This is a genomic window from Larkinella arboricola (assembly GCF_003259745.1).
Lineage (GTDB): Bacteria > Bacteroidota > Bacteroidia > Cytophagales > Spirosomataceae > Larkinella > Larkinella arboricola.
The window spans coordinates 270,962-284,950 of sequence record NZ_QLMC01000002.1; the positions used below are offsets into that span (position 1 = coordinate 270,962).

Sequence of the window (13,989 nt, forward strand, 5' to 3'; positions counted from 1 at the left end):
GAACCCGTACGAAGGTTGTTACCAAGTTGTACAATTGACGGGATTTGTGTTTCTTGACGGCCTCTTCCGTTATTCTGCATTCAATGACAAAACCACAAAAGAAACTCTTCTTACTGGACGCGCTGGCTCTGATCTACCGCGCCCATTTTGCCTTTAGTAAGTCACCCCGAATTAACTCGCGGGGCCTGAATACCAGTTGCGTGTTCGGCTTTACGAATGCGCTGCTGGAAATTCTTCAGAAAGAAAAGCCGACTCACATCGGCGTTGCGTTCGATAGCAGTAAAAAAACCTTCCGGCACGACACGTTTGTCGATTACAAGGCCAACCGTCAGGCCATGCCCGAGGACATCAGCATCGCCATTCCGTACGTGAAAAGGCTGGTCGAGGCTATGAATATTCCCATCCTGATTCTGGATGGTTATGAAGCGGACGACATCATCGGAACGCTCGCCAAACGGGCCGCCAGGGCTGATTTTGAGGTGTTTATGATGACTCCGGATAAGGACTATGGCCAGTTGGTGGAAGATCATATTTACGTATACCGTCCGGCTTTCATGGGCAAGGCCGCCGAAAAGCTGGGCGTAAAAGAAGTGCTGGACCGCTGGCAGATTCAGGAAATCAGTCAGGTGACCGATATGCTGGGGTTGATGGGCGATTCGGTCGATAACATTCCGGGGATTCCGGGCGTGGGCGAAAAAACCGCCCAAAAACTGGTTGCCGAGTTCGGAACCGTCGAAAATCTGATTGCCAATACCGACAAGCTGAAAGGCAAGCTGAAAGAAAACGTCGTGCAATTTGCGCAACAGGGCCTGTTGTCGAAGCAACTGGCGACGATTCACCTGGATGTACCGCTTGATTTCAACGAAAACGCCCTGCTGTATACCGATCCGGATAAACCCAAATTATCGGCGCTGCTGGATGAGCTTGAGTTTCGGCAACTGCGTCGTCGGCTGGTAGGGGATGATGACGCGGACCCGATTCCGTTCCCGGTTGTACCCCGTCCGGCTCCGAAAGGACAGATGAATTTGTTCGATGAGGAAACCGTTCTGGCTCCTGCCGCTCTGCCCGGTACCGAAAAACCGTCCGGTACGGCTGATCTGCCTTTTATAGAGGAGCCGCAACCTGCCCGTGATGCGTCTATTGCGGCTTTTGAAAAAAACGCCCGCCCGGCGGTGGTAGGAAATACGCCGGATATCCAGCCGGATTGGACGGAAACCGAACCCGACGAGCGAAAACACGAGCCCCGGCGCACGATTTACTCGGTGGTCCATGACTACCGGCTGGTCGATACGCCTGAATTGCGAGAAAGTCTGGTGTATTATCTGAACCAGCAGGAAACCATCTGTTTCGATTCGGAAACCACCTCAACCGACCCTGTGGAGGCCGATCTGGTGGGCCTGTCGTTTGCCTACCGCAAGGGCGAAGCGTTCTACGTGCCCGTACCGTCCGACCGTGAGGGAGCGCAGGCCATTGTCGAGGAGTTTCGGAGCGTATTCGAGAATCCGGCCATCGTCAAGGTGGGCCAGAACCTCAAGTACGACATGCTGATGCTGAAAAAATACGGTATTGAGGTTCAGGGCAAGCTGTTCGATACGATGGTGGCGCATTACCTGATCGAACCAGAGCAGCGGCACAACATGGACATCATGGCGATGACCTACCTGAATTACGACCCGGTTTCGATTGAAACGCTGATCGGTAAAAAAGGTCCGAAACAGTTGTCAATGCGCGATGTGGACGTTCAGAAAGTGGTTGAATATGCCGGGGAGGATGCCGACATTACGCTGCAACTGAAAGACATCTTTATGCCGATGCTGGAGAAGAACCAGCTCAACAAGCTGTTCGATGAGGTGGAAATGCCGCTGGTGCGCGTGCTGAGTGAGATGGAACTGGGCGGTGTCAAAGTGGACGAAAACGCCCTGAACGAACTTTCGGCCACGCTGGAAACCGATATGCGGCAGGTCCAGAGCGAAATTTTCGAACTCGCGGGCGGCCCGTTCAACATCGGTTCGCCAAAGCAACTCGGCGAAGTCCTGTTTGATAAACTGAAGCTTGACAACAAAGCGAAAAAAACCAAAACCGGCCAGTATGCCACGGGTGAGGAGGTGCTGACCGAACTGGAAGCCGATCACGAAATTGCTCGTAAGATTCTGGATTACCGGGAGTTGGTGAAGCTGAAAAATACGTACGTCGACGCACTGCCGCTGCTGATTAGTCCGCGCGATGGTCGGATTCATACCTCGTTCAACCAGGCGGTGGCCGCTACCGGCCGCTTGAGTTCGACCAACCCGAACCTGCAAAACATTCCGATCCGGACACCCCGGGGCCGTGAAATCCGGAAAGCGTTTGTGCCGCACAGCGATGAGTTCCTGATTATGTCGGCGGATTATTCGCAGATCGAACTGCGGATTATGGCGGCTTTCAGCGGGGATCAGACCATGCTCGATGCGTTCAACAACGGGATTGACATTCACATGCAGACGGCCAGCAAGGTGTTTAAAGTACCGCTGGATCAGGTGGATTCGGACATGCGCCGGAAAGCCAAAATGGTCAATTTTGGCATTATCTACGGTATTTCAGCGTTTGGTCTGGCCCGTCGGCTGCGGATTCCGCGCAAGGAAGCGTCCGAGATTATTCAGGAATATTTTGCGGGATTTCCGGCTATCAAACAGTATATGGATAAGTCGATTGAGAAAGCGCGGGAGTGTGAATACGCAGAAACCATTCTGGGCCGACGCCGGTATCTGCGCGACATCAACTCGCGGAACATGACCGACCGGAGTTTTGCCGAGCGCAACGCCATCAACGCACCCATTCAGGGGTCGGCGGCTGATATGATCAAAATTGCCATGATCAAAATCGATGAATTTATCCGCGAAAACCGTCTGAAATCGCGCATGATTCTGACGGTTCATGACGAATTGGTTTTCGATGCGCACAAGGACGAACTGGATTTGCTGAGGGAGAATGTGGCGCATTTGATGGCAAACGCCATTCCGCTGGCCGTCAAGATGGAAACCGGAATCGGCGTGGGCGTCAACTGGCTCGATGCGCATTGAGTTCAAAGAAACGTTCTATCGCGGAGTTGAGCGGAGTATCTCTGCTTACCTCCGCGATACAGCTTTTCTTCGCTACAGAAGTGTTCATAACAAAGAATTAACAGGGTTTTCGGGAAGGACGCCTTGTTTTTTTGTTAGTATAGAATCACTAATCCCTCGCAAAATGAAAAACATACTGGTTCCCACGGACTTTACCGGTACTTCTGAACGAGCCCTCGCCTGGGCAAAATTTCTGGCGAAGCATTACAGCCAGGACGGTCAGGAGACGCTGCTGACGCTCGCCCATGTTACCCAACCCTATATTCCGGATTCTACGCTGCCAACGGGTGAGGTTGGCATCGGGATGATGGCCGTACAGGAAATGGAAGACGTCGGGGAATTAAATTTGCAGGAAATCGCCGATCAGCTCGAAAGGGAGGGATTCAAGACCCGCATCGAAAGCCGGGTGGGTTCCATTGACAGCGAGATTGTCGATGTTGCCGATGAGCTGAAACCGGACCTAATTGTGATGGGCCGGAGCCATATCGACTCCTTTTTTGACTGGCTGGCGGGAAGCTCGGCGGCCGATGTGGCCATGACGGCTCATTGCCCGGTGCTGGTTGTTCCTACGCCCGATCCCAGTCGGAATTACCCCGTTCAGTTGCAGAACATTGCCTACGCTACCCAACTGGAGTTTGACGAAAATCACATTTTGCGGCCGGTGGTGCAACTCGCCCGCACGTTTCAGTCCAACCTGCGGCTGGTCAAAATCCAGGCGCTGAATCAGCCGAATGTTCGCGACGACCGGCAATATCTGACGCAGATTCAGGCGGAATTTGGTCAGCAGCGGTTTGTGGAAGATACCGTTGATGCCGACAACGTGATTGAAGGACTGACGAAATACACCCAAACCCATCAGGTTGATTTATTGGTGATGGCAACCCGCGAACGGGATTTCCTGAGTAAACTGCTGAATCCGAGCCTGACCAAGCGTATGGTATTGAACTCCGACGTGCCGGTGCTGGTCTATCACGCGGAGGAAAACTACTGACACGTACCCGCAACCGGATACCGGCCCTGGGCGTGCAGTCTTTAGTCCGTATTATTGATTTATACGGACTAATTTCCCAATCCGCAGTTAATGAAAGTCAATACGGGGAGCCACGGAGCCCGTAGGTACGTTATGAGGAGACGCCGGTATAAACATTCGGAGAAAAAAGTAGGGGCCTCACCGGGAACCCTGATTTATGTTGGTCAGGAGATTGACTACAAAACCAAAATTCGCCGGATTGACTACAATGAAGCGGCTTATACCGTCGAAAACATCAAACGACTGGCTTCGTGCAGCCGCCCGGACGACGCTTCTGACATTGTATCCTGGGTCAATGTAGACGGCATTCACGAGCCCAGCGTGATCGAACGAATCGGGCAGCAATACCAGTTGCATTCGCTGCTGCTCGAAGATGTGATGAACTCGCAGCAGAAACCAAAGGTGGAGGAATACGATGGCTCCTACCTGTTTGCGACGCTCAAAATGCTGTATTTTAAGCCGGCGAGCGAGGAACTCGACAGCGAACACCTCAGTTTTGTGCTGGGCAAAAATTACCTGATTTCCTTCCAGGAAGAACGAAAAGCAGACCTGTTTCAGCCGGTTCTGGACCGTATTCAGGCATCGGCGGGCAAAACCCGGCGCAACGGCCCCGATTACCTCCTGTACGCCCTGATGGATTTGGTGGTCGATCACTATTTTGTGGTGCTGGACAACATTGCCGAGAAACTGGAAGGGTTGGAGGACTGCATTATTCAGCAGGCAGCCGGGCAGGATACGTTGACGCACCTGTATACCCTCAAACGCGAACTGACCCTGATGCGCAAAGCCGTCTGGCCCGTGCGGGAGATGCTGAGCCGCCTGTTGCTGGAAGAAAGTGAGCTGATTCGCCCCACCACCATCCCTTTTCTGCGTGATCTCTACGACCATGTTGTGCAGGTGCTGGACAGCATCGACTCCTACCGCGAACTGGCCACGGGGCTGCTCGATGTCTATCTCTCGACGCTCAGCAACCGGATGAACTCGGTCATGAAAACACTCACAATTTTTTCCGCTATTTTTATGCCCCTAACCTTCATTGTGGGCGTCTACGGAATGAATTTTGACAATATGCCGGAGCTGCATACCCGCAGCGGTTATTTTGTCGTGCTGGGCGTTATGGCCGTTTTAACGGTTTTAATGATCATTTACTTCCGACGGCGAAGGTGGTTTTAAGTATACGGGTTTATGACAATTCAGGAATTTGATATTAATACGTCGGACGTTTATCCACTAACCGACAGTCGGCAATTATTGTCGCCAACGCCGGGCGGAGCGGCTAAAGCCATATTCTTTGCCATTCAGGGCGAACACCACGACGGGCATCGGTTCATTACAGAACTCTACCGCAAAAACGTGCGGCAGTTTGTGGTTGAGACGGCGGCTCTGACGCCCGAACTCCGGCACGAACTGGCGCAATTGCCCGACGCCCGAATCTGGGAAGTGGGCAGCAGCCTGAGAACCTTGCAGGAGTGGGCCGCCCGGCACCGCTCTCAATTCGATATTCCCGTCGTGGGTATTACCGGCAGCAACGGCAAAACCATTGTGAAGGAGTGGCTGGCGCAGATTCTCGCGCCCGATTTTCGGACTCAGAAAAGCCCGAAAAGCTACAACTCGCAGGTAGGTGTTCCGTTGTCGGTCTGGCCGCTGAATGAGCAGCACACGCTGGGGATTTTTGAAGCCGGTATTTCCAAACCAGCAGAAATGCAGGCGCTTCAGACCATTATCAAACCGACTATCGGTATTTTTACCAACATTGGTTCGGCGCATAACGAAGGATTCCGGTCCCAGAAGCAGAAAGTAGCCGAAAAACTTCGCCTGTTCCGGCAGACCGGTACGCTGATTTACCGGAAGTCGTACGCTGAAATTGATGAAGAAACGCACCTGCTGCTCAAAGCTGTCAACCCCACCATTCGCCTGATTAGCTGGTCGACCGGGCAGCCCGCCGAGGTGGTCGTTTCGTTTACACATCATACCAACGGAATGCTGATCCGGCTGGAATGGGAGGACCGTCCGTACCACATCCGGGTTCCGTTTTCCGACCCGGCTTCTCTCGAGAATGCGACGCACGTACTGCTGGCTGCGCTGGTGCTGGGTGTTACCGACGAAGCCGTTTTGCAGGACCGTTTTGCGCGACTGCGGCCAGTGTCGATGCGGCTGGAACTGAAAGAAGGCATTCACCGCAACCTGCTGATCGACGACACCTACAATAATGACCTAGCCGGTTTGTCGATTGCGCTGGATTTTCTGAGTCAGCAGGATGCTACCCGCCAGAAAGTGCTGGTGCTGTCGGATTTGCTCGAAACCGGTATGGCTGCCGACGATCTCTACCCAGCCATTGCCCGGATGATAACCGAAAAAGCGGTTGGTCAACTGATCGGCGTTGGGCCGGAAATCAGCCGGTTTCAATCTGTTTTTACGGTTCCGAGCCGGTTTTATGCAACCACGAATGAATTATTGCAATCGGGCTATTTGAACGGCCTGACGGATTCGGTAATTCTGGTGAAAGGAGCCCGGCGGTTCTCGTTCGAAACCGTGATCAATCGTTTCGTACAGAAATCGCACCGTACGGTATTGGAAATCAACCTCGATGCGCTGACGCACAACCTGAATTTCTACCGCAACCGGGTGGGTTCACAAACCAAAATTATGGTGATGGTCAAGGCATTTGCGTACGGAAGCGGAAGCGCCGAAGTGGCCAGCCTCCTCCAGTATCACCGGGTCGATTACCTGGCCGTAGCGTATGCCGACGAGGGCGTAGGACTTCGCGAAAACGGAATCCAACTGCCGATCATGGTTATGAACCCGTCACCGCAGGCTTTCCGTCAACTGATTGATTACCAACTGGAACCCGAACTTTACAGCTTCCGGATTCTGGATGAGTGGCTACAGTTTCTGAAGCAGGAAAAGCCGTCGATGGCCATTCCGCCCATTCACCTCAAACTGGATACGGGGATGCACCGGCTGGGATTTTTACCGGGCGAAGTAGCGGCTCTGGGTCAACTGCTGAAAGAAAATCCGGCCTTGCGGGTGGCATCGGTTTTCAGTCACCTGGTTGGGTCCGACGAAGCGGAACACACGGCTTTTTCGCAGGAGCAATACCGGCTGCTGATCGACGGAGCCGCGCAACTGGAATCCTATTTAGGCTACCGACCGCTCCGGCATCTGCTTAATTCGGCGGGTATTGTGCGCTTGCCGGAATTCAAACTGGATATGGTCCGGCTCGGTATCGGTCTCTACGGCGTGGAATCCAGTAAACTGGAACCGCAGCAGGTGCAACCCATTGGCACGTTAAAAACCGTTATTAGCCAGATTAAAGAACTGAAAGCCGGAGAAACTGTGGGCTACAGCCGCCGGGGTGTGCTGGACCACAACGCCCGTATTGCTACCCTGGCCATTGGGTATGCCGACGGCTACGACCGCCGACTGGGCAATGGGGTTGGGCAGGTTTGGGTCAACGGGGTGCTTTGTCCGACGGTTGGGAGTGTTTGCATGGACATGACGATGATTGACGTAACGGCGGCTTCGGCGCAGGAAGGGGACGAAGCCATCCTGTTTGGGCCTCAGGTGCCTATTTCTGATCTGGCAAACCGCATCGGAACGATACCGTACGAAATTCTGACGGGTGTCAGCGAGCGCGTGAAGCGGGTTTTCTACCGGGAATAAATTACAAAAGCCCGCCAGTCGGAAACCAACTGACGGGCTTCATCTGTCCCCACAAACCGCTCTCACAGGGTTCTTCACGGTTGGTGAACGAATCACCAACGTCACTCTTTTTTCTTTTTAGAAGAAAGACGTTAGACAAGGAAGTAACAATTTTACGTTCCGTAGTTCTTGTCTGATGCCTCGCTTCGATGGTTTATTTTGGCATTCTGGCTTTGGCTTCTTCGAGCGCCAGTTTTTTGGTTTCCAGGTCTTTACCCGAGCTTTCCAGATCGGTTTTGGTGGTTTCTGTGTCGCGCTGTAACTGCTCCAGTTCACGGGCGTTTTCCTCCAGCCGTTTCGCCAGGTTCTCTTTTTCTTTTTTGTTTCGTTCGATATCACGCACCAGCTTTTCACTCTGTTTCGTCAGCCGGTCCTGCTTTTTCTGGGCTTCCGTGTATGAATCGTTGGCGAGCTTGATGTCGTAATTAATCTGGGTCCGTTCCGCAAAGCTTTTCAGCAGCGCTTCCACATCGCCGTACATCTCGTTGCCCGGCGTGACGTAATTGCCACTGCCCTGATCAACGGCCAGAAAAATTGTTGCCTTGTTTTTGTCCGTGGAAACCTTACTGGCAACATTTAGCGGTTCCGACGAAAGAACCGCAACTTTAGCCGCTGGTATTTTGTACACTCCGTTGCGGCCAGTCGCCACTTTTCCGTACGATTTTATCAGGGCTTCCCATTCTTTCTCAACGAATTTCCCCTCAATGGGAACGTCGATGCTAAGTCCCGCCAGCGATATCTTATCGACATTTTGCGTAACCGACGATACCGTTTGCGCTTGAAGCGGGGAAAATGCTGCGGCCAGACTAAACAGGCATGAGCAAAACAAGATGGATAAGAACGAGTGAAATGCTGATGTTTTCATGAAAGTAACGATGGATAAAAGGATTTTCTTGTAATAATTATTCTTTTCTTATTGTCAAAAAGGGTCGTTGCGAACAGGTACAGGTCCCCGCCCGTGGCAATTCCCAGCTTTTTACGCAGTGTTTCAGTTGCTTCCGGAAAGTTCCGGACACTCAGGTTTGCTTTACGATCCGGTAAAAAAGAGTGAACCTCTTTTCGGTCCGGTTTGCAATTGCCTATGACTTCAAATGAGCGACCCGGAAAGTCGGGCAGCAGCTCATCGCTGGTGTACAGATGGCTGTTCGGGGCCAGTTTAAACAGACCGAACCGTTCGGCCACAATCCGGAATGCTCCCGCTTTTAGTAAAGACGTATTGGGTTCGTATAAGTAACGCATCGGATCGTGGAAGTTGACCTGGGCGGCCCGTTCTTCGGTTCGGCGGAATGTAAACCGTTCGTCACTACCCGTAGAACGAAGATTAACCGTTTGTATGGTAACGTCCGGATAAGGGTTTGCCGTCAAAACAAACAGGACTTCTTTGCATTCGTTGTCAACCGACACCACATGAACGGCGGCCACATCGGGGAGTTGCCGGATAACCGTTTCAATGTCAATCAGGGGGGACGTTTTGAGCAGTACCGACGTTGCCTTCTGCCGTAAACCAGCCGGGTGCGCAGGCCGGTACCAGTCCAGCACGTTGGGTTCACAATCTTCCAGCCGCACCACTTTTCCTCCCTGGCGGTCGCGCCGGGCCGGGTCGAGGTACAGCCAGTCGGCCAAACCCGTAAAATGGGTCAGAAAGCTTTCTGCATTGGTATGTGGCGCTAGTTGATGCGGAAAATCAATGTTGGTGCCGCCCAGTTTGGGGAGGTTGAAAGCCGCCAGGTCAGCCAGATCAGGTTGTTGTTCCACATAGATAACACGATCAGCCTGTTGCGAAAAAGCCCATGAATCAACGCCCATACCGCCCGTCAGGTCAATGACCAGGGCCGATTTTCCGCCATGTTGCGACAAAAGAGACGCTTTGTAAGCGGCTGTCCGCTCCGACGATGCCTGCTCGACCGAGAGGGCGGGGGGGAACACCAGTTCCGGATTGGCGTACCAGCTGGGTAATTTAAAACGGGCTTTTTGCCGGGCGACCAGTTGAGCCGCCACCACCTTAAGCCGCACGTCGTCTGAGTCCGTCTGACGAAGCAGTAACGCGTGCGGATCAGCGTTTAAATTTTTCTGGACAAACCGTTGCTCATTGGGGGTTAGATCGGTCATTCAAGCTAATAAATTGTAGAAATATTGGAGAAGATTAAAAAAGGATTAAATTTTTTTACGAATTTGCAGTTGTAAATTTCGATTTACTCCTATCACACAAAGTTTTACTTAATTAAATTCTTATGAAAATCTTTAGTCCTCTAAAGACACTATCCAAATACTCTCTCGCTACCTTTCGAGCCGATTTGCCAGCGGGCTTATCCGTTTTTCTAGTCGCCTTACCACTTTGTCTGGGAATTGCGCTGGCATCCGGTGCACCTTTGTTTTCTGGCCTGGTCGCCGGCATGATCGGCGGTCTGGTGATTGGTTTTTTATCGGGTTCGGAAGTCAGCGTGAGTGGTCCGGCTGCGGGTCTGGCCGTGATTGTAGCCGATAGCATCAATAACCTGGGTGCGTTTGAGGTGTTTCTGACGGCAGTAGTTATAGCCGGTATCATTCAGTTTGTTCTGGGTCTGCTAAAAGCAGGTAAATTTAGCGGTTATTTTCCCGACAGCGTTATCCGTGGGTTGCTCGTTGCCATTGGTCTGGTAATTATTCTGAAGCAGATTCCGCACGCACTGGGCCGTGATAACGATTTTGAAGGTGAGTTTGCATTTCAGCAACTGGCTGACGGTGAAAATACCATCTCTGAAATTTACCGGGCCGTCGTTACCGCCAGTACCGGTGCTGTCATCATCAGCCTTGCGTCCTTTTTTCTGCTGTTTTTCTGGGAAAAAGCGTCCAAGAAAGGAATCGGGTTCTTTAAAAATTTCCCCGGCGCACTGGCCGTCGTGATTTTAGGTATTGGCCTGAACGAGCTTTTTCGGATGGTTATGCCGGACTGGTACCTGGGCACGTCGGCTCACCAGCACATGGTGCAGATTCCGGAAATTGAGCCCGACAAAGGCATTTTTTCCGTTTTTTACTTTCCGGATTTCGGGGCGTTAACTAACCCGAAAGTCTACGTGACGGCCATCACCATTGCGATTGTTGCCAGTCTGGAAACCCTGCTGAACCTGGAAGCCGCCGACAAACTAGATCCGGAAAAACGGGTTTCCTCGCCCGATCAGGAGATGGTGGCGCAGGGGATTGGTAATATGTTCTCCGGTTTGATCGGTGGCTTACCCGTTACGTCGGTGATTGTCCGGACCTCGGCCAACGTTTACGGCGGCAATAAAACACGGGTTTCGGCCATCATTCACGGTATTTTCCTGCTGGTGGCGGTCTTTCTGGGAGCTCCTTTGCTGAACCTGATTCCGCTGTCGTGTCTGGCTGCGCTGCTCATCACGGTTGGTTACAAACTGGCGAAACCGGAGATTTTCAAAAAAACGTATCAGGAAGGTATTTACCAGTTTATTCCCTTTATTGTTACTGTACTCGGAATTGTGTTTACTGATTTGCTGATCGGTATTGGCATTGGTCTGGTGGTCGGTATTCTGTTTGTGCTGTTTACCAACTTCCAGACGGCTTTCCGGGTGGTACGGGATGGCAACAAGGTTCTGATTAAATTCCAGAAAGACCTGTATTTCCTGGTGAAACCGCAACTAAAGCAAACCCTGCGCGATTTGCAGCCGGGCGATCAGGTTCTGGTGGATGGAACGTACGCATCGTTTATCGATCACGATATCTACAATATTTTGCAGGATTTTCAGGAAACCGCCCATACGCAGAATATTAAGTATGAACTGAAGAACGTATCATTAAAAAAACGCAGCCTACGCCATGCACGCACACGAGAAGATGTTATTAGCGAATAAAGCCTGGGCCCTCGATAAGCTCGAATTAAACGAGCATTATTTCGAGGATCTGGCGGCCGACCAGAAACCGCAGTTTCTGTGGATTGGCTGTTCCGACAGTCGGGTATCGGCCGAGGAAATCACGGGTACGATGCCGGGCGAAATGTTTGTCCATCGGAACATCGCCAATCAGGTCATTTCCTCGGATCTGAACCTGCTCAGCGTTTTGCAATACGCCGTTGAGGTGCTGAAAGTCCGGCACATTATTGTCTGCGGTCACTACGAGTGCGGTGGGGTTAAAGCCGCCCTGCTCGACAAACGCTACGGTTTGATTGACAACTGGTTGCAAAATATCCAGATCGTCAAGCAGAAATATGCAACGGAACTCAATGCCATCACCAACGAGCACGAACGCTTCAACCGGCTGGTGGAACTGAGCACGCGGGAGCAGGTCTATAACCTAGGGCATACCTCCATTATCCAGGAGGCCTGGAACCGCAAGCAGGAACTGTGGATTCACGGCTGGGTTTTCAATATGCACAACGGGCAGTTGAATAAGGTTGTCGATTTATCGTCGGAAGATCAGGCCGATGTTGATCTGGTGAAGGAGCTGGGTGCCGAAGGCGGCCTGGCCAAAGCCCTGACCACCGACATCCGGCTGATCCCGGAAAAATGAGTTAAATGACTGGTTACGGCATGGCCGCCCGCACGGGCGGCCATGCCATTTTCCGTGTATTTGTAGGAAAAAAGCGGTTTATGTTGCTTTTTTATGGCGTATTCCAAAACCCTACATAGTACATGACTACAAAACCTGTGTCTCACGCCACCACCGAAACAAGCGGTGTCTGGCGGGTCATCACCGCTTCCTCGGTCGGAACCCTCATCGAATGGTACGACTTTTACATCTTCGGCAGCTTAGCCACCATTCTTTCCGCTCAGTTTTTTCCAAAAGACAATCCTACCGCCGGGTTTTTATCGACGCTGGCCACTTTTGCCGCCGGGTTTATCGTACGACCGTTCGGGGCGCTGGTGTTCGGGCGGCTGGGCGATCTGGTGGGCCGAAAATATACGTTTCTGCTCACGCTCGTGCTGATGGGTGGTTCTACGTTCCTGATTGGCTGCGTGCCCGGCTACGAATCCATCGGGATGCTGGCTCCGGCTCTGGTGCTGCTGCTTCGGTTGATTCAGGGGTTGGCGCTGGGCGGTGAATACGGCGGGGCAGCCACCTACGTCGCCGAACACTCGCCCGAAGGCAAACGGGGCTACTTCACGAGTTTTATCCAGACAACGGCTACGCTGGGGCTGTTTGTTTCGCTGGGCGTTATTCTGCTGACCCGGCAGACGCTGGGCACGGATGTTTTTAATGCCTGGGGCTGGCGGGTACCGTTCATTTTATCTGCTATTCTGGTGGGCGTATCCATCTACATCCGGCTGCGCATGTCGGAGTCGCCCATCTTTCAGAAAATCAAAGCAGAAGGCAAGATTTCGACCAACCCGTTAAAGGAAAGCTTTGGTAAAAAAGCCAACCTGAAGATGGTTCTGCTGGCCCTGTTTGGAGCAACGGCGGGTCAGGGTGTGATCTGGTACACCGGCCAGTTCTACGCTCTTTCGTTTATTCAGAAAATCTGCAACGTCGAGTTTGCCCAATCGAACTACATCATTGCGCTGGCCCTGCTGGTGGCCACGCCCTTCTTCGTGATTTTTGGCGGGTTGTCCGACCGTATCGGTCGCCGGAACATCATGCTGGCCGGGATGTTGCTGGGCGTGTTAACCTACCGGCCCATCTACCGCGCCATGTACAGCCTGGCCGATACCACTCAGAAGACGGAATTGACCTTCCGCCAGAGCATCGAAACCAAGAAGGAACGCGTCGAGGGGACGGACGAATTTAAAACGACCACTTCGGCCGTTCGCTACTACGACGATGGCACGGTTTACCGGGAAATCCAACCCCAGCCCGGTTCGGCGTTGACCGCCGTGAGTAAGGAAGTGACGCTGGGCAACGAAGCATTCTGGCTCATGACGGTGCTGGTGCTGGTGCAGGTATTGTATGTTACGATGGTGTACGGCCCGATTGCGGCTTTTCTGGTCGAGCTGTTTCCGACGCGGATTCGGTACACGTCCATGTCGCTGCCCTACCACATCGGTAACGGTGTTTTTGGCGGTTTGACACCGTTCATTGCAACCAGCCTGGTGGAAACGGCGAATAAAACCGGTTCGCTCGATTCGTATTTGCAGGGGCTGTGGTACCCAATCGGTATTGCCGCGGTTTGCCTGATAATCGGCGCTCTGTACATTGACAAAAAACAGTATAAAACCGTAGAAGACTAAGCCC

Annotated in this window: 9 protein-coding genes; 7 read left to right on the top strand and 2 right to left on the bottom strand. The window is 52.5% G+C overall.

Annotated elements, in window-relative coordinates:
* Positions 1–83 precede the first annotated feature (83 nt).
* From polA to LX87_RS08230, 4 genes are all read left to right on the top strand, one after another.
* On the top strand, positions 84–3,059 hold the full coding sequence (polA, locus tag LX87_RS08215; protein WP_111628328.1) for a DNA polymerase I: 2,976 nt from the start codon (positions 84–86) through the stop codon (positions 3,057–3,059).
* 163 nt (positions 3,060–3,222) lie between these two features.
* Entirely contained in the window at positions 3,223–4,089 is an 867-nt protein-coding gene (locus tag LX87_RS08220; RefSeq protein WP_111627739.1) for a universal stress protein, read from the top strand.
* A gap of 132 nt (positions 4,090–4,221) precedes the next feature.
* Positions 4,222–5,301, top strand: a complete 1,080-nt coding sequence (gene corA / locus LX87_RS08225; protein ID WP_111627740.1) for a magnesium/cobalt transporter CorA — start codon at positions 4,222–4,224, stop codon at positions 5,299–5,301.
* Positions 5,302–5,313: 12 nt separating this feature from the next.
* The gene (locus tag LX87_RS08230; protein WP_111627741.1) at positions 5,314–7,791 is read left to right on the top strand and encodes a bifunctional UDP-N-acetylmuramoyl-tripeptide:D-alanyl-D-alanine ligase/alanine racemase; all 2,478 of its coding nucleotides are present in this window, start codon (positions 5,314–5,316) and stop codon (positions 7,789–7,791) included.
* 193 nt (positions 7,792–7,984) lie between these two features.
* On the opposite strand, the gene LX87_RS08235 is transcribed toward LX87_RS08230, so the two are convergent.
* On the bottom strand, positions 7,985–8,695 hold the full coding sequence (locus tag LX87_RS08235) for a polysaccharide deacetylase family protein (protein ID WP_111627742.1): 711 nt from the start codon (positions 8,693–8,695) through the stop codon (positions 7,985–7,987).
* The gene (locus tag LX87_RS08240) at positions 8,692–9,939 is read right to left on the bottom strand and encodes a THUMP-like domain-containing protein (RefSeq protein ID WP_111627743.1); all 1,248 of its coding nucleotides are present in this window, start codon (positions 9,937–9,939) and stop codon (positions 8,692–8,694) included. The genes LX87_RS08235 and LX87_RS08240 overlap by 4 nt, the downstream gene beginning before the upstream one ends.
* Before the next feature lie 122 nt (positions 9,940–10,061).
* Here LX87_RS08240 and LX87_RS08245 point away from each other — a divergent pair, with 122 nt between their 5' ends.
* From LX87_RS08245 to LX87_RS08255, 3 genes are all read left to right on the top strand, one after another.
* Complete coding sequence (locus LX87_RS08245; protein ID WP_111627744.1) at positions 10,062–11,675, top strand: SulP family inorganic anion transporter; 1,614 nt, start codon at positions 10,062–10,064, stop codon at positions 11,673–11,675.
* The gene (locus LX87_RS08250) at positions 11,641–12,330 is read left to right on the top strand and encodes a carbonic anhydrase (RefSeq protein WP_111627745.1); all 690 of its coding nucleotides are present in this window, start codon (positions 11,641–11,643) and stop codon (positions 12,328–12,330) included. The genes LX87_RS08245 and LX87_RS08250 overlap by 35 nt, the downstream gene beginning before the upstream one ends.
* 122 nt (positions 12,331–12,452) lie before the next feature.
* A complete protein-coding gene (locus LX87_RS08255; RefSeq protein ID WP_111627746.1) occupies positions 12,453–13,985 on the top strand; it encodes an MFS transporter in 1,533 nt (510 codons plus the stop codon).
* Positions 13,986–13,989 lie beyond the last annotated feature (4 nt).

Excerpts from the sequence above, each read along its gene's own strand:
- polA (WP_111628328.1), top strand. The coding sequence starts at position 84 with ATGACAAAACCACAAAAGAAACTCTTCTTACTGGACGCGCTGGCTCTG.
- LX87_RS08220 (WP_111627739.1), top strand. The coding sequence starts at position 3,223 with ATGAAAAACATACTGGTTCCCACGGACTTTACCGGTACTTCTGAACGA.
- corA (WP_111627740.1), top strand. The coding sequence starts at position 4,222 with ATGAGGAGACGCCGGTATAAACATTCGGAGAAAAAAGTAGGGGCCTCA.
- LX87_RS08230 (WP_111627741.1), top strand. The coding sequence starts at position 5,314 with ATGACAATTCAGGAATTTGATATTAATACGTCGGACGTTTATCCACTA.
- LX87_RS08235 (WP_111627742.1), bottom strand. The coding sequence starts at position 8,695 with ATGAAAACATCAGCATTTCACTCGTTCTTATCCATCTTGTTTTGCTCA.
- LX87_RS08240 (WP_111627743.1), bottom strand. The coding sequence starts at position 9,939 with ATGACCGATCTAACCCCCAATGAGCAACGGTTTGTCCAGAAAAATTTA.
- LX87_RS08245 (WP_111627744.1), top strand. The coding sequence starts at position 10,062 with ATGAAAATCTTTAGTCCTCTAAAGACACTATCCAAATACTCTCTCGCT.
- LX87_RS08250 (WP_111627745.1), top strand. The coding sequence starts at position 11,641 with ATGCACGCACACGAGAAGATGTTATTAGCGAATAAAGCCTGGGCCCTC.
- LX87_RS08255 (WP_111627746.1), top strand. The coding sequence starts at position 12,453 with ATGACTACAAAACCTGTGTCTCACGCCACCACCGAAACAAGCGGTGTC.